At 69.9% G+C, this 23,850-nt stretch carries 14 protein-coding genes; 6 read left to right on the forward strand and 8 right to left on the reverse strand.

The genetic code is table 11. The features are described 5' to 3' along the window. The first annotated feature begins 45 nt into the window (after nt 1–45). The 3 genes from ACSQ2G_RS19545 to ACSQ2G_RS19555 are packed head-to-tail and all read left to right on the forward strand — an operon-like array spanning nt 46 to nt 5,600. Nucleotides 46–1,284, forward strand: a complete 1,239-nt coding sequence (locus tag ACSQ2G_RS19545; protein WP_436033690.1) for a TolC family protein — start codon at nt 46–48, stop codon at nt 1,282–1,284. Further along, a complete protein-coding gene (locus ACSQ2G_RS19550; RefSeq protein ID WP_436033692.1) occupies nt 1,281–2,441 on the forward strand; it encodes an efflux RND transporter periplasmic adaptor subunit in 1,161 nt (386 codons plus the stop codon). Before ACSQ2G_RS19545 ends, ACSQ2G_RS19550 begins: the two co-directional genes overlap by 4 nt. A 3-nt stretch (nt 2,442–2,444) precedes the next feature. Further along, entirely contained in the window at nt 2,445–5,600 is a 3,156-nt protein-coding gene (locus tag ACSQ2G_RS19555; RefSeq protein ID WP_436033694.1) for an efflux RND transporter permease subunit, read from the forward strand. 58 nt (nt 5,601–5,658) lie between these two features. Here the strand turns inward: ACSQ2G_RS19555 and ACSQ2G_RS19560 are convergent, their stop codons facing one another. From ACSQ2G_RS19560 to ACSQ2G_RS19580, 5 genes are all read right to left on the reverse strand, one after another. Beyond that, complete coding sequence (locus tag ACSQ2G_RS19560; RefSeq protein ID WP_436033696.1) at nt 5,659–8,625, reverse strand: TonB-dependent receptor; 2,967 nt, start codon at nt 8,623–8,625, stop codon at nt 5,659–5,661. Between the two features lie 339 nt (nt 8,626–8,964). After that, a complete protein-coding gene (locus ACSQ2G_RS19565) occupies nt 8,965–10,683 on the reverse strand; it encodes a glycoside hydrolase family 43 protein (protein ID WP_436033698.1) in 1,719 nt (572 codons plus the stop codon). A gap of 11 nt (nt 10,684–10,694) precedes the next feature. Further along, nucleotides 10,695–12,644 (reverse strand): glycoside hydrolase family 97 catalytic domain-containing protein, encoded by a 1,950-nt coding sequence (locus tag ACSQ2G_RS19570; protein WP_436033700.1) that lies wholly within the window; start codon nt 12,642–12,644, stop codon nt 10,695–10,697. Nucleotides 12,645–12,866: 222 nt separating this feature from the next. After that, nucleotides 12,867–13,898: a LacI family DNA-binding transcriptional regulator gene (locus ACSQ2G_RS19575; RefSeq protein ID WP_436033702.1), complete on the reverse strand. Its 1,032-nt coding sequence runs from the start codon at nt 13,896–13,898 to the stop codon at nt 12,867–12,869. 108 nt (nt 13,899–14,006) lie between these two features. Further along, complete coding sequence (locus tag ACSQ2G_RS19580; protein WP_436033704.1) at nt 14,007–15,464, reverse strand: glycosyl hydrolase family 28 protein; 1,458 nt, start codon at nt 15,462–15,464, stop codon at nt 14,007–14,009. Nucleotides 15,465–15,890: 426 nt separating this feature from the next. On the opposite strand from ACSQ2G_RS19580, the gene ACSQ2G_RS19585 reads away from it, so the two are divergent. The 3 genes from ACSQ2G_RS19585 to ACSQ2G_RS19595 all read left to right on the forward strand — a co-directional run bounded on the left by ACSQ2G_RS19585 (nt 15,891) and on the right by ACSQ2G_RS19595 (nt 19,282). After that, nucleotides 15,891–17,147, forward strand: a complete 1,257-nt coding sequence (locus tag ACSQ2G_RS19585) for an oligosaccharide MFS transporter (protein ID WP_436033706.1) — start codon at nt 15,891–15,893, stop codon at nt 17,145–17,147. A gap of 75 nt (nt 17,148–17,222) precedes the next feature. Further along, nucleotides 17,223–18,353, forward strand: a complete 1,131-nt coding sequence (locus tag ACSQ2G_RS19590) for a glycoside hydrolase family 88 protein (RefSeq protein WP_436033708.1) — start codon at nt 17,223–17,225, stop codon at nt 18,351–18,353. Beyond that, a complete protein-coding gene (locus ACSQ2G_RS19595) occupies nt 18,350–19,282 on the forward strand; it encodes an ROK family protein (protein ID WP_436033710.1) in 933 nt (310 codons plus the stop codon). Before ACSQ2G_RS19590 ends, ACSQ2G_RS19595 begins: the two co-directional genes overlap by 4 nt. Before the next feature lie 195 nt (nt 19,283–19,477). On the opposite strand, the gene ACSQ2G_RS19600 is transcribed toward ACSQ2G_RS19595, so the two are convergent. From ACSQ2G_RS19600 to ACSQ2G_RS19610, 3 genes are all read right to left on the reverse strand, one after another. After that, nucleotides 19,478–20,596 (reverse strand): LacI family DNA-binding transcriptional regulator, encoded by a 1,119-nt coding sequence (locus ACSQ2G_RS19600; RefSeq protein WP_436033712.1) that lies wholly within the window; start codon nt 20,594–20,596, stop codon nt 19,478–19,480. 219 nt (nt 20,597–20,815) lie between these two features. Next, nucleotides 20,816–23,128, reverse strand: coding sequence for a heparinase II/III domain-containing protein (locus ACSQ2G_RS19605; protein ID WP_436033714.1), 2,313 nt, complete (start codon nt 23,126–23,128; stop codon nt 20,816–20,818). Between the two features lie 55 nt (nt 23,129–23,183). Then, the gene (locus ACSQ2G_RS19610) at nt 23,184–23,846 is read right to left on the reverse strand and encodes a putative 2OG-Fe(II) oxygenase (RefSeq protein ID WP_436033716.1); all 663 of its coding nucleotides are present in this window, start codon (nt 23,844–23,846) and stop codon (nt 23,184–23,186) included. Between the last annotated feature and the right edge of the window lie 4 nt (nt 23,847–23,850).

Genomic DNA, 23,850 nt, shown 5'->3' on the forward strand with positions numbered 1-23,850 from the left:
GCGCGCCTTCCGCGCGCCGTCGTCCAACCATCGCGAGGAATTCTCATGCCGTCGAACCGATGGCCGCTGCCTGCGGCCTTGGCCTGCGTCGTGTCCGGGGTGCTCTGCACGTCGGCCGCGGCCCAGACCGCCCCGCCCTTCCCGATCCTGCTGAAGCAGGCCCAGGCCTCGGCGCCCCGCCTGGCGCTGGGGATCGCCGAGACCCGCGCGGCCGAGGGCCAAGCGGTCCAGGCCGCCGCCCGTCCCAACCCGACCCTCGGCCTGGTGGTCGAGAACGCCGCCGGCTCGGGCCCCTACAGGGACTTCGGCGCCGCCGAGACCACCCTGTCGATCGAGCAGCCGCTGGAGCTGGGCGGCAAGCGCGCGGCGCGGATCTCTGCGGCCAGAGCCGACCTCGCCGCCGCCCAGGCCCGCGCCGCCCTGGGCCAGGTCGACTTCGCCCGCGACCTCGTGCTGGCCTACGCCAACGCCGAGGCGGCGCAGCAGCGCCTGGTCATCGCCCGCGACAGCGTCGACCTGGCCCAGGCCGACGCCAGGGCCGCCCGGCTGCTGGTCGACAACGGCAAGGAGGCCCAGGTCCGGGCGGTCCAGGCCGACGCCGGCCTGGCGACCGCCCGCGCCGAACTGGGCGTGGCCCGGGCCGAGGCCGAGACCGCCCTGGCCCGCCTGAACGCACTGACCGGTTCGCCGGAGCGCTACGCCGCCGTGGCCGGCGGCCTGCTCGACGCTGCTTTGCCTCCCACGCCGCCGGAGCCGGCCTTCAGCCCCGCCATCGCCGTCGCGCGGGCCGAACGCGAGGCCGCCGAGCGCCGCGTCGCCGTGGAGCGCGCCCGCCGCACGCCCGACCTCGCCGTCAGCTTCGGCGTTCGCCGGTTCCAGGACGAGGACGCCACGGCGGCGGTCTTCGGGATCTCCGCGCCCCTGCCGCTGTTCGACCGCAACCGGGGCGCGGTCGCGGCGGCCACGGCCAACGCCCAGGCCTCCGAGGCCCGTCTGGCCATGGCCCAGGCCGAGCAGGACGGCGACCGCCGCGCGGCCGCCGCCCAGGCCGCCGCCGCCGACCAGACTCTGGACGCGTCGCAACAGGCGGAAGCGGCCGAGGCCTATCGCCTGGCCAGGATCGGATACGACGCCGGTCGCCTGCCGCTGTCCGAACTGCTGGCCGCCCGCCGCGACCTGATCGCCGCGCGAGGACGCGCCGTCGACACCAAGCTGGCCCGCGTCAAGGCGCTGGCCGACCTCGCCCGCGCCCAGGGCCATGTTCCGTTCGGAGATCAGCCGTGATCGCTCATCGTTCCCTCATCGCCTCCGTAGCAGCCCTGGTCGTCGCCGCCGGACTGGGCTTCGGCGCCGCCCAATTGCCCCAGGGCCGTCCGGCCACGCCCGCCCCCGCTCCCGAGGAGGAAGGCGCCGAGCATGGCGGCCATGGCGAGACCGGCCTGGTGCCGCTCAAACCCGCCGACGCGGCGGCGGCCGGCGTCTCGGTCGTCACGCCCGGACGCGGCGGCGGGGCCGACATCCTGCTGCCCGGCCGGGTGACCCTGGCCGCCAACGCCCTGGCCGCCCTGGGTGCGCCGGTGTCGGGGGCGGTGGAGCGCGTCCACGTCTCGGCCGGCGCGGCGGTCGCCATCGGATCGCCCATAGCCACCTTGCGCAGCGCCGACGCCGCCTCGGGCCGCGCCAGCCTGGACGCCGCCGCGGCCGGAGCCCGGGCCGCCCGGGCCGCCGCCAGCCGCGACCGCCGCCTGTTCGAAGCCGGCGTGGTCGCCCGCCAGGACTGGGAAGCCAGCCAGGCCGCCGCCGAGAAGGCCCAGGCCGACCACCGCGCCGCCCAGGCCCAGGTCCGCGCCATGGGCGGGCCCGGCGCCAACGGCGTCGCGATCCTGCGCAGCCCGATCAACGGCGTGGTGACGCGGATCGAGACCCAGGTCGGCGTTTTCCTGACCCAGGGCGCGCTGGTCGCCGAGATCGCCGACCAGAGCCGCGCCGAATACGTCTTCGACGCGCCCGCCGCCGCCGCCGGCTCCATCCGGCTCGGCCAGGTGATCCACGTGCAGACCCCGGACGGTCAAGAGGCCCCGGCCACGATCAGCGCCGTGGCGCCCGGCGCCTCCGGAGGCAACACCGCCGTCGTTCGCGCCACCCCCTCGGGCAAGACCGCCCCCGTGGGATCGGTCGTCTCGGCCCGGGTGATGACGGGCGCGAACGCCGGCGGCGCGATCATCGTGCCCAGCGAGGCGGTCCAGACCGTCGAGGGCCGGCCGGTCGTCTTCGTGGTCGAGGCCGGCGGCTTCCGCGCCACGCCCGTGACCCCCGGACGGGTCGCCGCCGGCTCCACCGAGATCCTGCGCGGCTTGGCCGGAACCGAAAGCATCGCCGGCAAGGGCGCCTTCCTGCTCAAGGCCGAACTCGGCAAGGGCGAAGCCGGACATGAGGACTAGGCCATGCTCGCACGCCTGATCGACCTTTCCGTCCGCTTCCGCTGGATCGTCGCCCTGCTGGCCGTGGCCTTGCTGGCCTATGGCGGAAGCCAGCTGGCCGGCCTGCCCATCGACGCGGTCCCCGACATCACCAACCGCCAGGTGCAGATCAACACCATCGCCCCGGCCCTCGGCCCCGAAGAGGTCGAGCGCCAGGTCACCTTCCCGGTCGAGACGGCCCTGGCCGGCATTCCGGGGCTGGTCGAGACCCGCTCGCTGTCGCGGCACGGCTTCTCGCAGATCACCGCCGTCTTCACCGACGCCACCGACCTCTATTTCGCCCGCAACCTGATCAACGAGCGGCTGCAGGCCGCCCGCGCCGACCTGCCCGACGGGCTGGAGCCCGCCATGGGGCCGCCGGTCACGGGGCTGGGCGAGGTCTATATCTGGACGGTCGAGCTGTCGGGCGCGGCGGCGCGGCCCGGCGCGGCCTATGTCACCCCCGAAGGCGACCGCCTGATCACCGACATCGAGAAGGCCACCTACCTGCGCACGGTCCAGGACTGGATCGTCGCGCCGCAGCTGAAGACCTTGAAGGGCGTGGCGGGCGTCGACGTGCTGGGCGGCTACGTCAAGCAGTACGTGGTCCAGCCCGACCCGGCCAAGCTGTCGGCCTTCGGCATCAGCCTGCCGCAGTTGATCGAGGCCCTGGAACACGCCAACCGGGTCGAGGGCGCGGGCTATGTCCAGCGCGGCGGCGAGGCCTATATCGTGCGCGCCGACGCCCGGGTGAAGACCCTGGCCGAGCTGGCCGAGACCCCCGTCGGGCGGCGCGGCCCGGCGGTGGTCCGCGTCTCGGACGTCGCCACCGTCGTGGTCGGCCAGGCCCCGCGCCTGGGCTCGGCCAGCGAGGCGGGACGCGAGGTGGTGATCGGCACCGCCCTGATGCTGGCCGGCGAGAACAGCCGGACCGTCGCCGCGCGGGTCGGCGAACGGCTGAAGGAGATCCAGGCCAGCCTGCCGGCCGGGGTGGTGGTCAAGCCGGCACTGGACCGCACCGACCTGGTCGACGCCACGATCGCCACCGTCGAGCACAACTTGGCCTTCGGCGCCCTGCTGGTCATCGCCGTGCTGTTCGTGGCCTTGGGCAATATCCGGGCGGCGATCATCACCGCCCTGGTCATCCCGCTGTCGTTCCTGTTCGCGGCCATCGCCATGCGGCGGTTCGGGATCAGCGGCAACCTGATGAGCCTGGGGGCCCTGGACTTCGGCCTGATCGTCGACGGGGCGGTGGTGGTGATCGAGAACACCCTGGGCCGGCTGGCGCTCCGCCGGCAGCAGCTGGGCCGGCCGCTGGACGCCGGCGAGCGGATCGGGATCGCCGCGTCCTCGGCCCGAGAGATGGCGCGGCCCGCCGCCTTCGGCCAGGCCATCATCCTGATGGTCTATGCGCCGTTGCTGGCCTTCGAGGGCGTGGAGGGCAAGATGTTCGGCCCGATGGCGGCGACCGTGATGTTCGCGCTGGCCGGGGCGTTCCTGCTGTCCTTGACCTTCGTGCCGGCCATGGCCGCCCTGCTGATCGGCGAGCCCAAGGGACACGGCGAGACCCGGGTCATGACCGCCGCCCGCGCGCGGTTCGAGCCCGTGCTGCGCCGCCTGGTGGCCCGGCCGGTCGCTGTCGCCGCCGGCGCGGGCGTGGCCATGCTAATCGGGGTCGTCGCCTTCCTGAGCCTGGGCCGCGAGTTCATCCCGACGCTCGACGAGGGCGACCTGATGGTCCAGGCCTCGCGCGTGCCGTCGATCTCGCTGGAACAGAGCCAGGCCATGCAGTTCCGGGTCGAGAAGACCCTGGCGGCCATGCCGGAGGTCGCCCTGGTGTTCACCCGCACGGGCACGGCAGAGATCGCTTCGGACCCGATGCCGCCCAGCGCCTCGGACACCTTCGTGATCCTCAAGCCGCGCAAGGACTGGCCCGATCCGCGCCTGCCCAAGGCGCAGCTGGTCGCGCGCATGGAGAGGGCGCTGAGCAAGCACCTGGGCAACGCCTACGAGTTCACCCAGCCGATCCAGATGCGGTTCAACGAACTGATCGCCGGGGTCCGCTCGGATGTCGCCGTCAGCGTCCATGGCGACGACTTCGCGGTGATGGACCAGACCGCCCAGAAGGTCGCCAAGGCGCTGCGCGGCGTGCGGGGCGCGGCCGATGTCAAGGTCGAGCAGGTCTCGGGCCAGCCGACGATCACCGCCACGATGGACCGCACGGCCGCCGCCGCCCTGGGCGTCCACGCCAGCGACGCCGCCGACGCCCTGGCCATCGGCCTGGGCGGGCGCGAGGCCGGGCATATCCTCGAAGGCGACCGGCGGTTCGACGTCGTCGTGCGCCTGGACGAGGAGCGCCGCAACGATCCGGCCGTGATGGGCCAACTGCCGGTCATGCCGGAAGGCGCGCCGCCCGGCACGGCGGCGATCCCGCTCTCGACCGTGGCCCGCTTCGACGCCGCCGAGGGTCCCAACCAGATCAGCCGCGAGAACGGCAAGCGCCGGATCGTCGTCCAGGCCAATGTCCGGGGCCGCGACCTGGGCGGCTTCGTCGCCGAGGCCAAGGCCGCCGTGCGCGACGAGGTTCCGCTTCCCGCCGGCTCGTGGCTGGACTGGGGCGGCCAGTTCGAGAACCTGGAGCGGGCCTCGGCGCGCCTGACGGTGATCGTGCCGGCCGTCTTCCTGGTGATCGCGGTCCTGCTGTACTTCGCCCTGGGCTCGGCGACGGAGGCGGCGCTGGTCTTCGCCTGCGTGCCCCTGGCCCTGGTCGGCGGGGCGATAGCCCTGGCGCTGCGCGGCACGCCGTTCTCGATCTCGGCCGCCATCGGCTTCATCGCCGTGTCGGGCGTCGCGACGCTGAACGGGCTGGTGCTGATCCAGAGCATCAAGCAGCAGCTGGCCGCCGGGCTCGAGCCGGTCGAGGCGGTGGTCACCGGCACGGCGGGCCGCCTTCGGGCGGTGCTGACCACCGCCCTGGTCGCCATGCTGGGCTTCCTGCCCATGGCCGTCGCCATCGGCCCCGGGGCGGAGGTGCAGAAGCCGCTGGCCACGGTGGTCATCGGCGGCCTGCTGACCTCCACCGCCCTGACCCTGCTGGCCCTGCCCGTCTTCGCCGCCTGGCTGGCGTCGCGACGCGCATGACCTGACAAAAAAGCGCCGCCCCGAGGGGCGGCGCAGCAGGGGAGGATGGGTGATCGGGTTAGCCGCCGAACTTGTAGCGGAGGCTCACCCCGTAGATGCGGCCATTGGCGTAGGCCTGACGCAGGATGTCGGTGTCGTAGCCGTTGCCCGGCTCGCCCACATAACGCTGCGGCGCCTTATTGGTAAGGTTCGACGCGGTCAGCGACAGGGTCAGGTCCTTGCGCAGGTTGAAGTTCACCGAGGCGTCGAGCAGGCCGTAGCCCTTCAGATAGCGCCCGTCGATCGGGTTGGCCGAGATTCCGAACAGCACGTAGTCGGAGCGATAGGTGTAGACGATCCGCGCCGACATGAAGCCGTTCTCGTAGAGGCCGGCGATGCTGTAGTTGTCGTCGGACTGGAAGGGCTGGCGGACGATGGTCGTCGGAGCGCTCGGGCCGGTCAACTTCACCGGCAGCTCGGTCTTGACGTGGGTATAGGAGCCCTGGACGCCGAAGTTCTTCAACACGTCCGGCAGGAACGCGTAGTCGAAGAAGGTCTGGAACGCCAACTCGATGCCCTTGGCCGTTCCCGGATCGGCGTTGACCGGCGTGGTGATGCGATATTGGCCCGTCGCGCAGCCGTTGGGCGTGGTCCCCGCATAGGCCGGGGAGGTCGCGACGGTCTGGCAATCGTCCACGCCAAGAACGAAGCCATCGATCTTCTTGTAGAACACCGCTGCCGAAACATAGCTGGTGTTGTTGAAGTACTTCTCGAACGACAGATCGTAGCTGTCGGCGCGGAACGGCGCCAGATTGGCGTTGCCTCGAGATCCCGTGCCGTTGGCGGTGTTGACCGAAATGCTCGGGTTGATGTCGCCGACGCTGGGCCGGGTCAGGCCCTGGCCATAGCCGAACCGCACCAGGGTGTCGGGGGTGATGTAGCCGGTGACGTTGAAGGTCGGCAGGACGTCCGTATAGGCGTTGCTGCTCTTGTTGGGGACGATGACCGGCGTGCCGCTGCTGGAGTCGGTGATCCGGGCCTCGGCGTCGAGATTGGTGCGCACGACCCGCACGCCCAGATTGCCGCGGATCTTGTCGTCGAGGAAACTGAAGTCGGCCAGGCCGTAGCCAGCGAAGGTCTCCTCGGTCGCCACCCGACGCGAGATCACGACTTCCGGCAGCGAGTCCTCGGCGGGGATGCCGGCCTGCGGGAAGCGGTTGCGGACATTGTCGCCCAGCAGGGCGTCGGGATTGAAGGTCAGGAAGCCGCCGCCATAGCCGGCGTCGCCGCCAAGCCAGTTGGTGTGGGAGCCGTTGACCAGGTCCTGGACGGTGGCGGCGGAAATCGCATTGGAATAATCCGCTGCCAAGACCAGGCCGTTGGTTGTCAGGAATTTGTTGTCGAACGAGTAATTATAGAATTTTGACTTCTTTCGATAGTAGCGAGTTCCGAACTTGATGTCTTCGATGAAGCTGTCGTGCAGCTTGTATTTGCCATCGAATTGAGCGGCAAGGCCGGCGTCGTCATAGACGTTGTTGGTGCCGTTGGCGTATTTTTGGAACACCCAAGTATTCGGGTTGGCCAGATCCGGACCCGAGATCGAGACCTGTTGCGGCGTGCCAATGGTGCGGGTGACGTCCCAGGTCGTCGTGGCCGACTTCCGACCCATGATGACCGAGCGGTTGTCCTGATGCTGGTCGGCCTTGACGTAGGAGAGGTCGAACTTCAGGTCGAGGTCGTCCGTCGGGCTCCACTTGGCGCCGCCGGCCACGATCCAGGTCTTGTAGATCCGGTGCTCATCGCCGCCGGTGCTGGTGAAGTTTGAACCGACAAACGTGCCGCTGGCGAAGCGCTGGCCGGCCAGGACCGCGTCCTCGCCGCCGTTGGCGTTGCGGCTGGCCAGGCCCTCGGTGGTGCTGAACGGCGTGGTCGTCAGGTTCTGGACGTAGCGGCTGTCGATCGAGTTCAGGAACCGGTAGCTCTGGTGATAGAGATAGGAGTTGTAGTTGCCGTCGACATAGAATTCGAGGTTCGACTTCGGCTTCCAGTGGAAGGCCCCGTTGACGCCCTTGCGGGTGCGCTGGATGTCTTCCTCGTTCTCGTTGACCTGCACGCCGGCGAAATTGATCAGGTTGGCGCGTTCGGCCGGGCTCATGGCCAATGCAGCCCCGTTTGTGACAGAGATCAGACAGCTGAGGTCCGACCGACCCGCCAAGGCCGCTTGATAGTCGCCCCCAAGAGCGCCGGCGCCGCAGTCGCTGCTGTTCGCCGCGGCCGCCTTGCGAAGGTTGGCGCCGCCGGGGCCGGGGGCGTTGTCCGATCGGTTCCAGCTCTTCTGGTAGTTGGCGGCCAGCAGCAGGCCCATCTCGCCGTCCCCGACGTTCCAGCGGTCGGAGACCAGGCCGAAATATTCCGGCTGCCAGCTCTTGACCATGTCGTTGTACTTGCCGGAGATCGCGGCGCTGGCGGTGAAGCCCTTCAAGTCCAGCGGCCGGCGGGTGCGCACGTCGACCAGGCCGCCGATGGCGCCTTCGATGTGCTCGGCCGAGGGGTTCTTATAGACGTCGAGCCCGGCGACCATGCCGGGGATAGCGGCTTCGATGTTGAACTCGCTGCCGCCGGCGGTGAAGTAGGACCGGCCGTCGACCCGCGACGCCGTCTGGCCCGAGAGGCCGCGGATGGTCAGGCCCGAGCCGACGCCGACCGGCGAGGCGCCTTCACCGCCGTAGCGGTAGCCCTGCACGCCCGGCACCCGGGTCAGGGTCTCGGCGACGTTGGGATCGGGCAGCTTGCCGATGTCCTCGGCGCGGATGGAGTCGACCACCTCCATGGTGTTCTTCTTCATCGCCACCGACGACTGCAGGCTTTGGCGGATGCCGGTGACGACCACTTCGGCGACGGCGGTGTCGTTGGCGGGCGCTGCGGCCGTCTGGGCGTTGGCCGCCGTCCAGCCGGCCGCCAGCAGGGCGGTCATCGACGCGGTGGCCAGGAGTCGCCCGTTGGCCGAACGCTTATGGGCCGAGCGGTTGTGGGTTGGCTTCGACATGGTGTCCCCTCCGGATGATCTCGTTGCGCCGCCCGGTCAGGGCGACGGTAGCGCACGACGCGCCCGGCTTTGCCGTGACGCTCCGACGCAGTTGCGGTTGGCCTCTTCGTTTCGCTCCTGAACGGCCCGCGGCGACGCCGAGGCCATTTCATTTTCGTCTTGGCGGTCGTATCCGCCGCTGACGTACTGTTATCGATATCAAGATAAATGGCAATACGCCAATTGTCCTACTATTACAGATTATCGACCCAAAAGAGGCCTATCGGCCCTGAAAACCGGCTCGGCACACGCGAGAGTAGTTATCGATATCATTCCCGCCGCAGGTCCGCCTCGTGGGCTCTAGGGCGCGACCTCGAACGACTCGACGTCGGTCCATCCGACCCGCGTGGCGGTATAGGCCGGCCGGCCCGAGGCGGCCTGGCTGAACACCCCCATCTGCGCGCCGACCCATCGCCCCGGCTTGCTGACGAACGGATCGCCGAGCGGCGTGTAGGTCCCCCCGTCCAGGCTGTAGCTGAACACCACCCGGGCGTGGGTCGAGCGCAGCATCGACGGCGCATAGTGGGCGAAACTCGGCGGCGGGTCGGCGACGGTGACCGGCGAGGCGCTGAGCCTGAGGTAGACGCCGGCCGGCGCCGAGGTCAGGCCCACCGTGACCCGTTCGGGCTGGAAGGCGTCGGCGCCGACCCGATCCACGCGCACCAGGCGCACGCCGTCGGCCGTCTTCTCCAGGCCGATCCAGGCGTAGTCGGCGCCGAACATCACCAGGCCGGCGCGCTCGCCCACGGCCTTGGGCGCGAAATCGATCCTGGTGGTCGCGCTGAAGCTCGGTCCGGGCAGCTTCTGGGTCAGCAGCGCCCCGGCTTCCCACAGGTTCTCCGGCGAGGAAATGGACTTCAGGCGCAGGGCTCCGGGCCGCGCCGTCAGGCTGCTCCAGTCCTCGCTCGGATTGGCGTTCCACTGCCAGGCCAGGGACAGCGCGCCGTCGAACGTGTCGCCAGCCTGGACCGCAGTCGGCGCGGCCGGCCTGTCGACCTTGGGCTTGCGCCATTTCAGCACCGGCTCGCCCCGGCCGTCGCCGTCGAGGTCCTGGCCGATCACCGGCCAGCCGCCCTTCCAGGCCATGGGCTCCAGCCAGACCCGCCGGCCGTAGGAGTCGGTGTCCTGGAAATGCAGGAACCAGTCCTCGCCCTTGGGCGTGGTCACCCAGGCGCCCTGGTGGGGCCCGTTGATCTGGGTCCTGCCCTGATCGAGGACGTTGCGGCCTTCGTAGGGGCCCAGCAGGGCGCGCGACCGGAAGACCCCTTGCCAGCCGCCCTTCACGCTGCCGGCCGGGGCGAAGATGTAGTACCAGCCGTCGCGCTTGTAGAGCTTGGGGCCCTCGGTGGTGAACCAGGGCGACGGGCCGAACGTGGTGGCGACCTCCGGCAGCTTGGCGCCGTCGATCAGGGTGACCGGCTCGCCCACCGTCCTATCGCCCGCCGCGTTCAGGCGCCGCGCGGTGATGACGTTGCTGAACCCCGCCCGGCTGCCGGCCCAGGCGTGCACCAGCCAGCCCTGGCCGTCGTCGTCCCAGAACGGCGCCGGGTCGATGGCGCCCTTGCTGTCGTCGACCAGCACCGGCGGGCTCCAGGGTCCGGCCGGATCGGTGGCCGTGACCCGGAAGATCCCGAAATCCGGATCGGGATAGTAGATCACGAACTTGCCGTCGTGTTGGCGGATGGCCGGCGCCCAGACGCCGCCGCCGCGCCGCGGCGTCGCGTGATGGGCCACCGGCGTGATCCGCGGCAGGGCGTGGCCGATCAGCGTCCAGTTGACCAGGTCGGTCGACTTCAGGATCGGCAGGCCTGGCACGTTGGTGAACGACGAGGCGGTCAGGTAGTAGGCCTCGCCCACCCGGACCACGTCCGGATCGGAATAGTCGCCGGCCAGAACCGGGTTGCGGTAGGTCCCGTCCCCCTGGTCGGCGGCGAAGGGCGGCGTCCCGGCCTGGGCCAGGACCGAGGTGCTCGCGGCGCAGGCCAGGAGCGCGCCCAGGATCGATTTGGCCAAGGGCACGGGCGTCTCCGCTACAGGGGTTCGAACAGGATGGCCTGGCCGCCGCCGGGCGCCAACGCCAGCGACAGCACCGTGGCGGCGGTAACCGGGACCTTGCGGATGACCACGGGCGTCTCGAACGCCCTGGCCGCGGCGGGACCGTCGGCGAACACGGTCGCCATCCATCGCCCCCGCCCCAGAAAGGCCAGCGGCGCCTTCAGGACGCGTGGCGACTCGTTGGTCATCGCGCCCAGGAACCAGCGCTGGCCATGACGTCGCGCGACCACGACGTGCTCGCCGATCGCGCCCGACAGGGCCCGGGTCTCGTCCCAGGTGGTCGGGCATTCGTCGAACCACCGAAGGTCGGGCCACGCCCGGCCGGCGTACTTGTCCGGCGTGTCGTACCAATAGAGGAAGGTCAGCGGATTGTAGTAGACCGCCGCCATCGCCAGCTGGTGGGCGTTGGTCGTCTGGTTCTTCGGGTTGGCGTAGCAGATCGTGTAGTCGATCGGGCCAGCCGCGGCCCGCGTGAACGGCAGGGTGACGTTGTGGCGGGCGGTCGGGAACTGCTCGTTGCCGCGCACCCCTTCCAGGGCGACATAGTTGGGCAGGGTCCGCTCCAGGCCGGCCGGGCGCAGGTTGTCGTGCAGATTGACCAGCAGGCGATGCTCGCCGCAGGCCTTGACCAGGTCGAAGATGAAGTCGTTGTCGGCCTGGCGGCCTTCCCAGACGAAGCCGAACTTGATCCCCGCCACGCCCCAGCGCCGGTAGGTCTCCAGGATCGCGTCCCGCTGGCGCATGGCCGGCACGCGATCGACATAGAGGATCATGCCGATCCCCTGGGCGCGGGCCGTGTCGATGATGCGCTGCAGGTCCAGGCCGGCGATTGGGACGGTGGCGTCGCCCGGATCGGTGCCGTCGCCGTACCAGTGGGCGTCGAACTCGACATAGTCGAGCTTCCGCGCGGCCGCGAACGCGACGACCTTCAGGGCCGCTTCGGTGCTGTAGGGCTTGCGGATCCGCACCGCCCTGCCCGGCTTCACCCAGCTGACGTCGCCCAGCAGGTTGGGCGTGGCCAGGGTCGGGATCAGGTCGGCGCGCTCGATCAGGCCGGCGACATTGTCGGCGAGGATCAGGACCCGCCACGGCGTGGCCTGGCCCGCGTCGAGCGCGAAGGTCGGGGCCGGCGGCGTGTCGCCCGGACCCGACCAGCCGGTGGCGCGGCCGGGATAGTGCATCAGGTGGACCGCCAGCCCCTCGGCCGGATCGACCGCCGGCCGCAGCATGGCGCGCGGATAGTGCAGGCGATCGGACTCGGCGATCAGCAGGGCGCTTCCGTTCGCCAGCACCACCGTCACCGGCAGGTCGGCCAGCGGACCGACGTCGGAGCTGCCCGTCAGGTCCGGATGGGCGACCGGAGCCAGGGCGGCGGGCGTCGAGCGCTGGTACTCGCCCTCGTCGCGGCTGGAATAGACCTCGACGCCGGGCGGCAGGTTGAACCCCGTGGCCTCGCCGCCCAGGGTCACGCCCTGGCGAAGGCGATAGCGGACGGCGCAGCCGGCGTCATAGGCCCGCGCCACGACGGCGAAGGCGATGCCGGTCGCGGGGTCCCGCAGGTCGACGGTGATCTCCTCGCAGGCCTGGTCATAGGCGTCCCTGATCCCGAAGGTCGGCGTCCAGGTTCCCGTCAGTCGGCGCCGCGACACCGAGACGACCGTCGCCCCCGCGCCCAACGGGCGGCCGTCGGCCAGGACCAGCCCCAGCCGGCTGGGACCAAGCACCGCGCGGCCGTCGCGAAGGACGCTCCAGGCCAGGGCGCCGGCCCGCGCGTCCAGCTCCAGCCGCACCCGGCCGTCAGGCGAGACCACCCGCAGTGGCGCTGCGGCCGGCCTCGGCTTGGCCAGGGTGGCGCTCGCCACGCTGAACGGCGCGGCCGCGGCGGCGGCCAGCAGTATGAAGCGGCGGCGATCGACGGGGACCATCAGCGCGCTCCGGCCCGATGCGGAGCGGGGGCGCGAACGCGCTTGCGGAGCGGGCTGATCATCGACGCCTCCCAGACACCTTGGGCCTTCGGCATTTGAGCCGTGGCCTGTTTTCTCATGATCGACGCCCGATGGTGCGACGATTGATATCGATATCATCGCTCCTTCCAAGCCGTCAATCAGGGGTGGACGTTCAGGTCGATCAGGCTCTCCCCCGGCGCGTCAGCCGGCGGGCGCCGCCGTCGATTGGCGGACCACCAGGGTCAGTTCGGCCAGGACGTGCTTGCGCGCCTGATCCTCGTCGGCGTCACGCCGCGCCAGGCCGGCCGCCAGCTCCACGGCGGTGGCGGCCATGTCGGCGATCGGTTGGTGGATGGTCGTCAGCTGCGGCCAGATGGTCGAGGCCACCGGCGTATCGTCGAAGCCCGCGATGCTCAGCTCGGTCGGCACGGCGATTCCCATGCCGTGGGCGACGGCGCTGACGGCGGCGGCCATGTCGTCGTTGCTGGCGAAGATCGCCGACGGCCGGCGGCGCAGGCCCAGCAACTGGCTGGCCGCCGTCAGGCCCGAGCGATAGGTGTAGAGGCCCTGGACGACATGGGCGTCGGGCACGGCCAGGCCGGCCTGGGCCATGGTCGCCCGAAAGCCCTCCTCGCGCCGCGAGGCCGTGGAGTGCGACGGATCGCCCTGGATGAAGGCGATGTCGACATGGCCCAACGCGATCAGGTGCCGGGTCATCATCGCCGCGCCCTCGAAGTCGTCGATCGCCACCGAGGTCACGCCCGACGATGGTTTGGCCGTGGCGAAGCTGACTGGCCCGACGCCGGCGGCGGTCAGCAGCTTGAGGATCTTGGCGTCGTCGCACAGCGGCGGCGGCAGGACCACCGCCCCGACCCCGGCCTCGATCAGCTTGACCACCGCCCGGGCTGGCGTGGGATGGGCCGCCGAGGGTTCGATCAGCAGCTGGCAGCCGATCTCGCCGGCCTTGCGGAAGGCGCCCATCAGGAAGGCGCTCAGGTTGGACGAGTTGGGATTGGAATAGAGTACCCCGACCTGGGCCACGCCCGTGCGCGTGGCGCGCGCCACGGCGTTGGGCCGGTAGCCGAGCGCCTCGATCGACTTCAGCACCTTGGCCCGCGCCGCCTCGCTGATGAAGGCGTAGTCGTTGATCACCCGCGAGACGGTCATCGAGGAGACGCCAGCGTGCCTGGCCACGTCGTGCAGGGTCACGCTGGGGCGTCGTTTTCCGCTCAAGAGGCTCTCCCGCCTGTCGCCGCGCCCGCGCACGGTTCCTGGCCCGCATTCTAGCCAAGATTTGCCGTCGGCCGGCTAGGCTAAATCGACGAGAGGGGCGCCCATGGACTACTTGAACGAAAGCCCGCTGACATAGGGGCCGACCTCGAGAACCTCCGGCGCCGGGCCCGTCAGCTTGCGGCCGGCGATCGTGACGTTGTCGAAGGTGACGTTGCGCACCGGCCGGTCCGGCGCGTAGCCGCCGATGATCGACGGCCCCGCCCAGCCCGATCCGGAATAGCTGACGTTCCTGAAGTGGACGCCGTCGATCAGCAGGCCCGGGCTGGTGTTGTACTTGGCGTTATAGACCACCCGCAGATTGATCAGCTTGCCTTCCTCGACATGGTCCACGCGGATGTTGCTGAACGTGACGTCGCGGACGGTGTTGGTGTCGCCGGCGCTGATGGCCATCGCGCCCTCGTATTCCGGATCGTCCTCGTCGAGGTTGAGGACGTCGATGTCGTTGAAGACGATGTCCTCAAGCGTGTTCGGTTTGACGCTGTCGCCGTGCAGGCCGACGAACATGGCGTGAGCCACGTCGGGCCAGAAGATCGAGCGGCTGACCCGCACGCGCCGGGTGTCGCCCACGCCGTTCTTGCGGGTGGCGTAGATCGCGACGCTGTCGTCCGAGGTGCGGATGAAGGCCCTGTCGATGTCGACGTCCTGGCAGGCGAAGACGTTGATCCCGTCGGACCAGGCGCCCTTGCCGAACGCCTTGACGTCGTGGAACCGCACCTGGCGCGACGAACTGCACGCCATCGACCCGTGCACGGGATTGAGGAAGGTCGGCCCCTCGATCAGGACGTTGGCGGAGTCCTGGACGACCAGCTGGTCGGATTCCAGGAACATCCCGTGGCCGATGATCTTGAGGTTCTCGACCTTGGCCGGCTGGAACACGCCCTGCATCAGCGCGCCGCCGGCGATGTAGATGGTCTGGTTCGACGAGGCCGGGAAGGCGGTCGCGCCATCGGGCGGCACATGCAGACCGGGACCGTAGACGACGACGCCGGGGCCCGGGGCCGGCGGGGCGATCGGCTCGCCCGCCAGGATGTGCAGGTTGCCCAGCCGGTCGCCGTCGAACTCCACCGAAAGGTTCTGTGGCCGATCCAGGGTGAAGTAGACGACCCCGCCCTTCACCGTCGTCTTGACGGCGTCACGCCGAGGCCGGACCTCGACCCTGCGGAAGTCGCCATTGTTCTTCTGGACGGCGACCTCGACGGTTCCTCGGAAATCGAACTGGACGAGCGAGGCGTCGTGCGGGCGGTCCTGGTCCACCTTGATGACGTATTCGTAGAGATCGCGCCAAAGGCCGCCCGGCCGTCGCACCCGCACGGTGAAGTCGTCGTTGTGCAGACTGTAGACCAGCTTCGCCGGAGGCGCGGGGTAGATCTGCAGGTCAGGATCGACCTGCGCCGCGCCGCTCGGGTCGGCGTCGCTCTGGGCGACGGCCGTGCTCGACAGCCCCAGGATCAGGGACCCTAGAAGCGCCCCGGCCGCCGTCGATCGGAAAATCCCGTGTCTGCGCATGACGTCTCTCCCCGGGGGACGGCTGGAACGCCGCCACTTGATATCGATATCACATAGTCTTAGCCCAACTCGCCGGCGCGTGTCACTACCCGCCACGACCATCTGGCCGTCGAATGGACTGTCTTCGGAGGATCCGGTCGCGAACCGGGGTCGCGGCGCGACCGAAAAAACTCGGGGCGCCGGCCAGGCCAGGCGCCCCGCTCTCGGAGTCAGGAGGAATCCACCCGAGAAATTCGCAGGACAGGGCTTACGGCCCATCGAAACTGATATCGATATCACTTCACGTTGGCAAGCGTTTCCCATTCCGCATCGGCGCGACGGAATTTGTTTGGTATCGATATCTCTTTCGATTATCACAGGATGACCCGTGCGGCCCAGAGCCGCGTCGCCGCTTGGCGTCAAACGGGGGGAGGAGTCGCCTGGGCCATGAACAAGAAGAACTACACGCTGCTCAGCGCCTTCCTGTTCCTCTACTTCTTCGCCCAGGCGATGAGCATTTCGCTGCTGGCCCTGTGGCTCAAGCGGACCCTCGGCCTGACCGGCGCCCAGACCGGCGTGGTGTTCTCGGCCAACTTCATCTTCGCCATGGCCTCGCAGCCGATCTACGGTTTCCTGTCGGACAAGGTCGGCTTCCGCAAGACCATCCTGTGGGTCATCGCCGCCCTGGTGATGCTGTCCGGCGCCTTCTTCGCCTTCGTCTACGGCCCGCTGCTGAAGACCAACATCCTGCTGGGCGCGACGCTGGGCGGGCTCTATCTGGGCGTCACCTTCATCGCCGGCAGCTACGCCCTGGAATCCTACGTCGACCGCGTCGGCCGCAAGGACGGGTTCGAATACAGCCGCGCGCGACTGTGGGGCTCGCTGGGCTTCGCCTTCGCGGCGTTCTTCTCGGGCCGGCTCTACAACATCGACCCGCTGATCAACTTCTCCCTGGCCTCGCTGGCGGGCCTGCTGCTGCTGCCGATCCTGGCCATGACCCGGATCGAGGGCGCCGCCGACGAGCAGGCCCGCTCGGAAAGCCTCAAGCCGCTGGACGCCCTGGCGATCCTGAAGCTGCCGAAGTTCTGGGGCTTCATGGTCCTGATCCTGGGGGTGACCAACCTCTACCTGGTCTTCGACCAGCAGTTTCCCGCCTACTACGCCTCGCAGTTCGCCGATCCCAAGCACGGCGCGGCGATGTTCGGCTACCTGAACTCGGCCCAGATCTTCGTCGAGGCGGGGATGCTGTTCGTGGCCCCGTTCATCGTCAATCGCACCGGCGCGAAGAACGGCCTGTTGCTGGCGGCCGGGATCATGATCTTCCGCATCACCGGATCGGGCCTGGTCGAGGGGCCAGTGGCGATCTCGGCGATGAAGATGCTGCACTCATTGGAGCTGCCGATCCTGGCGGTGTCGATCTTCCGCTACATCGCCGGCCATTTCGAGGCCCGCCTGGCCTCGACCCTCTATCTGGTGGGGGTCAGCTTCGGCCATTCCCTGGGCCTGGCCATCCTGTCGCCGATCGTCGGCAAGTCCTACGACCTGATCGGCTTCCCGCACACCTATCTGCTGATCGCCCTGGGCGCGGCGCTGTTCTGGACCGCCTCGCTGTTCGCCCTGTCGCCGACGCCGGCCGTCGCGAACAGGGCCGATCCCGCGCTGAAGACCGCCCTCCCCGACGCCGATCTAGCCAAGGTCGACTGATCCATGCCGCCGATGCCCCTTCCACCGACCTCTGACCGCGAACCGCTTAAGCTGCGCGACGCCCTGGAAGGCCGCATGCCCGACCGCGCCGCCCTGGACGCGATCCTGGCCGCCGTGCTGGCGCGCATCGACGCCAACCTGGCGGTGTTCACCGACGCCTTCCCCGCGCCGTCCAGCGTCGGCGGGGTCTATCCCGCCATGGACAATGTCGAATGGACCAACGGTTTCTGGACCGGCATGCTGTGGCTGGCCTACGAGGTCAGCGGCGAGGCGCGCTACCGGCAGGCCGCCGAGCGGCAGGTTCAAAGCTTCAAGGACCGGGTCGATCGCCGGATCAACGTGGACCACCACGACCTGGGCTTCCTCTATTCGCTGTCCTGCGTGGCGGCCTACAAGCTGACCGGCGACACAGGCGCGCGTGACGCGGCGCTGGAGGCCGCCCGCCTGCTGCTGGCCCGCTACCTGCCGCAGGCCGGCATCATCCAGGCCTGGGGCGACCTGAACGATCCCGCCCAGGCGGGCCGGATGATCATCGACTGCAACCTCAACCTGCCCCTGCTGTATTGGGCCAGCGCGGTGACCGGCGACCGCGCCTTCGCCGACGCCGCCGACCGCCATATCGAACAGGCCGCGCGCCATATCGTGCGGCCCGACGGCTCGACCTTCCACACCTTCTTCATGGACCCGGTGACCGGCGCCCCGCGGATGGGCAAGACCCACCAGGGCCATAGCGACAACTCGTGCTGGGCGCGCGGCCAGGCCTGGGGGATCAGCGGCTTCCCGCTGGTCCACCGCTACAAGGCCGACCCGTCGCTGCTGGCGCTCAGCGCCCGTCTGGCCAACTACTATCTCAACCGCCTGCCCTCGGACCTGATCTGCTGCTGGGACCTGGTGTTCACCGGCCCGCCGCACGAACGCGACAGCTCGGCGGCGGCGATCGCCGCCTGCGGCCTGCTGGAACTGGCCCGCGGACTGCCGCTGACCGACCCCGATCGCGCCGCCTACGAGGGCGCGGCCCTGGCGACCGTCCAGACCCTGGGGACCCGCTACCTGCTGCCGCCGGGTCCACCGGGCACCGGCGTCCTGGCCCATGCGGTCTACCACATGCCCAACGGCGTGGGCGTGGATGAGGCCTGCATCTGGGGCGACTACTTCTTCCTCGAGGCCCTGGTCCGGCTGACCCGTCCCTGGGAGCCCTACTGGTGATCCAGGTCGGTATCGATTTCGGCGGGACCAAGGTCGAGGCCGCCGCCCTGGACGCCCAGGGCAATTATCTGGCGCGGGTGCGGGCTCCCAATCCCGGCGCCTACGACGCGGCGATCGCGACCGTGCGCGACCTGATCGCCCAGGTCGAGCAGCAAGCCGGCGGCCGGGGCACGATCGGCGTCGGCGCGCCCGGCTCGATCTCGCCGACCACCGGCGTGATGCGCAATTCCAACTCGGTCTATCTGAACGGCCGCACCTTTCGCGAGGACCTGACCGCCGCCCTGGGCCGCCCGGTGCGCCTGGCCAACGACGCCAACTGCCTGGCGCTGTCCGAGGCGGTCGACGGCGCCGCGGCCGGGGCGCGCGTGGCCTTCGCCATCATCCTGGGCACCGGCTGCGGCGGCGGCCTGGCCGTGAACGGCCGCCTGGTCGAGGGCCCCAACGGCGTCGCCGGCGAGTGGGGGCACATCCCCCTGCCCTGGCCGACGCCGGAGGAGACGCCCGGCCCGCGCTGCTGGTGCGGCCAGCATGGCTGCCTGGAGATGTGGATTTCCGGCACCGGCCTGCAGCACGACTTCGCCGCCGCCACCGGCGTCCAGGCCACGGGCGAGGCGATCATCGCCGGCTTCCGCCAGGGCGAGCCGGCGGCCGTCGCCGCCTTCGACCGCTATGTCGACCGGCTGGGCCGAGCCATCGCCGTGCTCGTCAACATCGCCGACCCGGACGTGCTGGTGATCGGCGGCGGGCTGTCGAACGTCGGCGAGATCTACGAGCGCCTGCCGGCCCTGATCGCCCCCCGGGTGTTCTCCGACCGCTGGTCGGCCCGCATCGCGCCGGCCCGCTGGGGCGACGCCTCGGGCGTGCGCGGGGCCGCCCGGCTCTGGAACGACCTGGCCGACGCCCAGGCGGCCGTCCTGGCGTCGGCCTAGATCCGTAGAGGATCGAAAAGGCCCCCAGATGTTATCATCCCGGCTGTAGCGAAGCGAAAGGCCGGGACCCAGGACCACCGCACCGCGTCAGCCCAGTCCCCTGGGTCCCGGACAGCCTCTTCGAGGCTTCCGGGATGACAACCGTTGTTGGGCTTTTGCTATTTTCCGATGGTCCGCGGGCGCCCTGTCGTCGGCCTAGGTTCCGGCCTTGGCGGGCCGGCGGCGCGGCGGGGCCTTGGCCGGCGCCGGGCCTGACGAGCCCCGCTTGACCAGGGTGAACTTCATCAGCTGATGGGTCGGCGACGGCGCGTTTCCGGCCCGCTCGGCCTTGATCTCGTCGACGATCAGCGACACCGCCGCCCGCCCCATGGCGCTGATCGGCTGGTGGATGGTCGTCAGCTCGGGCCAGACTGTGCTGGCGATCGGCGTGTCGTCGAAGCCGACGACGGTCAGCGCCTCGGGAACGGCGATCTGCAGGCCATGGGCCACGGCCAGGGCGGCGGCGGCCATGTCATCGTTGCTGGCGAAGATGGCGGTCGGGCGCTCGTCGGCGCTGAGCAGCAACTCGGCCGCCGCCAGGCCCGAGCGATAGGTGAACTGGCCCTGGACCACCCAGTCGGGATCGACTGGCAGGCCGGCGGCGGTCATGGCATCGACGAAGCCTTCATAGCGCAGCTGGGTAGGGGTGTGCTGCGGGTCGCCCTTGATGAAGCCGATCCTAGAATGACCCAGCTCGATCAGGTGCCGGGTCATGGCCGCCGCGCCCTGGTAGTCGTCGATGCGCACCGACGAGACGTCGTGCATCGGCCGGGCCGTGGCCAGGGCCAGGACCTTCACGCCGGCGGCGTGCAGCATATTGATGGTCGGGCGGGAGTCGCACAGCGGCGGCGGCAGGATGACGCCGTCCACGCCCTGGTCCAGCAGGCGACGCACGGCGGCCTTCTGGCTGGCCAGGCCGGTCGACCGTTCCAGGACCAGTTGGGTGCCCAGCTTGGAACTCTGCTCGATGCCGCCCAGCATGACCTCGCTGAGGTAGGAGGCGCTGGGGTTGCTGTAGAGCACGCCGATTCGCGGCCCGGTGCTGCCGGCCCGGGTGTTGCGCGCCGCCAGGTTGGGCGAATAGTTCAGCGCCTTGACCGCCGCCCGCACCCGCTCGCGCATGGCGTCGCTGACATAGCTGTTGCCGTTGACGACGCGCGACACGGTCATCGAGGCGACGCCGGCGTAGCGCGCCACGTCGTGGATGGTCACCGCCCGCCCCGACTCCGGGACCGAGGCTGGGGGCGTTTCGACTTTGGTCTTGCCCTTGGCCAAGTGCGGGCTCCTTGAGCGTGATGGACGAAGGGATCGCTGCCGGGGCCCCGGCCAGATCGCGCCGTCTCGGCGGTGATCCAGGTCCCGCCAGGGCGAACGGTCAGCCGCGCCAGGCCGCCGACCGATTCTGGCGCCGCTCGTCCGTTATCGATAACTTCTCAGTCCTGGAAGGCGTTGGCAAGGTTTCGTCGTGCATCGGGACGGCTCCTGGAAGGCGCTTCAGCGCGTCGCCGCGCCGGTTCGGCGCGCGAGCGCGACGTCGCGCTCGCAGACCCTGGCCGCGCCGTCCACAGTGATCGACCGCGCGCCGTCGCAGGCCAGGCGGATCGCGTAGACGGGCTGGCCGTCGATGCTGGCCGCCACGCCATCCTTGCCGACGGTCTTGACGACGAAGGCCTTGGACAGCGAGTCCAGCTCGACTCGGCCGTCGCGCCGCAGATAGCTGCCGTCGGCCACGAACCACCGCCGCGGCTTCCGCGCCTCGCCGCCCTCCGGATAGGTCAGCGCCAGGATGTAGGCGTCGGTTTGCCAGCCGCCGAGCTCGGCGTTGGCGTTGCGGTGGCGGATGCGCCCGTCGGCCAGCAGGTTGAAATAGACGTCCGTGACCTCTCCCCCCTGATGGACCCTGACGAGCAGGTAGTCCTTGGTCTCGAAGCGCTCGAGCCTCGGCGCCTTGGCCGCGCCGTTCGGGGTCAGGGCGACGATGAACTTCATGCGGTCGGACACGCCCGGCGCCTGCAGGCGCAGATAGGGCTGGGCCACGTCCGGCGCGTGGTCCTTCAGCCCCTCGCCTTCGGCCATCCGCAGCAGTTCCGGATAGTCGGTGAACAGGCCGCCGTCGGGCAGGGTCTGGGGAAACAGCGGCTGGACCGCCACTTCGGCCTCGCCATTGCGGACCGTGATCACCTGGCCCTGCCGCTTGGCCTCGCCCTCGTAGTGCAGCAGCCATTCGAACTGGCCCGGCTGCCAGCCCTTCAGGTCGTCGATCACCAGGATGACGTCGCCCAGCCAAAGGAAGCTGCGGTACTTACGCTCGAAGACGCTGGCGTTGGGTCCGGTGGCGTCGGCCCAGACGAAGCGCAGGTCGCCTGCGTCGACCAGGTGGTCGACCCGCCCGGGGAAGTGGGACCCGTCATAGGTGTTGCTGGTCGGCTCGGCCTTGCCGTCCAGGGTCACCACGTTGTGGGCCACGCTCTGGCGGTAGTAGCCGTCGTATTCGGGCCGGGCGTAGCTGCTGTTGCCGGAATCGATCAGCAGCTGCTTGCCCCGGTGCCACAGGATGAAGCTGCCCGCGTCGGCGTGGTTGTGGTTCCAGGTGAAGCCCGAGCGGACCGCCAGGTAGGTCGCGTCCGGCGCCCAGGACGAGCGCATCGTCGCCGAGCCCAGGTCGCGGTCGATCCAGCTGGTCGGCAGCCCCGGCCCGGCCCCCACGCTCGCCCGCGCCTTGGCCGACGGCCACTGCACCATGTTCTCGGGCTCGTTCCAGACGTCCTGGCCGGGATTGGAGCGGACCTTGTCGAGGTACCAAAGATAGCGCGGCTGCTGGTCGCCGCTGGCCCACAGGTTGACCAGGGCGTGAGCCCCGCTGGCCGTGGGATTGCCGTCGCCGAAGTTGGACGACAGCGCGCCCGAACCGGTCGGATAGAGGTTGTGCAGGAACAGGTCGCCGATCCCGGCCAGGCGCGGCGTCGGGGCGGGCTTTTCGACGAAGGCGTCGAGCCAGGCCCGCTTGAACCTCAGATAGCCCTCCACGGCGAAGTCGGCGTAGTTGATGCTTTCGACGAAGGCGCCATTGGCGGCGAAATGCTGGGGCTTGGTCTCGATCGCGCTGCCGTCGTAGGCGGCCCATTCCTCGGCGGCCTCGTCGATCCGCCGGATCCAGGCGTCGGCCCGGGGCTCCTCGGTCTTGACCGCTATGGCCGCGACGCCCGCGCCGAACACGATGTGGCTGAACCAGTTGTGGCCCATGGTGTCGAGGCTGTGGATCCGCTCGGCGCCGTCGACCCAGTCGTTCAGGGTCGGCTTGATGGCGCCCCGGACCAGGGCCTTGGCCAGGCGGTCGCGCTCGGCCGGGGTCAGGGCGTCATGAATCGCGTCGAACGCCAGGCCATAGACATAGGCGCTGGTCCCCATGCCCAGGTCGGAGTTCCAGACCGGGGTGCGAGCCAGCAGCGGCTTGTCGGTGACCCAGTTGGGCCGCGCCGCATAGACGTCCAGCAGGGCCTTGGCCCGGTCGGCGTAGCGGCGCTCGCCCGTCATGCGATAGGCCAGGGCCAGGTCCATCAGGGCGGCGTTGAGCTCGCGGTCGTTGGCCGGCTTGCGCGTCAGGGCCTCGTCGGCCCTGCCGTGCGCGCGGGTCCAGGCGGCCTTGGCGTCTGGGTCCTCGGCCACGCGCGACCGGAACTGCGCGACGTGGCGGTCGCTGAAGGCCAGGTAGGGATGGCCCGACCGCAGAGTCTGGGCCTGGGCCGCCCCGCCGACCAGGCACGCCGCCAGGACCAGGCCGGAAACCCGTCGCACCACGTCACGCACCCCGTGTCTCCTCCCCGTCGCTGTCATCGTGTTCTTCGGGTCCAATGATGATCGCCTAGGCCAGGGACAGGTTGACCGCGAAGCTGCGGCGCACGCCCGGGCTCCGGAACGGGTAGACGCAGTGCAGCATCCAGGACGGCCACAGATAGAACTCGCCCACCACCGGCTTGACGACGAACAGGTTGCGCACGCCCACGGCGCTGCGGCTGTCGATGAACTGCAGGCACCCGGCGGTGTTCTGCCGCGCCTTGTCGGCCCGGAACTCGTCCTCGTAGGCCGGCGGCACGCGCAGATAGCCGACGCTGCTGAACAGGCAGCCCTGGTGGAAGTGGGCGGGGTTGTAGTCGCCGGCGACCATGTCGTTGATCCAGCCTTCCTTGATCTGGATCTGAAGCTTCTTGTCGGCCAGCTCCTCGGTCCGCTCGTAGTCACCGTAGTGCATGAGCGCGTTCTCGCAGCGATAGGCGTAGGTGCGCGCCACGTCGTAGAGGAAATCGGCGACCTGCGGCGTCTGCCGGAGCACGTCGGTGACCCGCATCTCGGTGCTGACCACGCCGGCCAGGTGCGCGGACCAGTCGCGGGCGGCGACCTCGTCCCGCCGCCCCAGCAGGTCGTCGATACGGGCGTTCAGCCGCCCGACCATCCCGTCCGGCATCGTCGCCTTGAGGATGGTCGGGCTGAACGGCGCGACAAGCTTCAGGTCGTGGTCGCTGGTCACGGTC

Origin of the sequence: Caulobacter sp. LjRoot300, assembly GCF_964253875.1 — a bacterium.
Classification (GTDB): Bacteria; Pseudomonadota; Alphaproteobacteria; order Caulobacterales; family Caulobacteraceae; genus Caulobacter.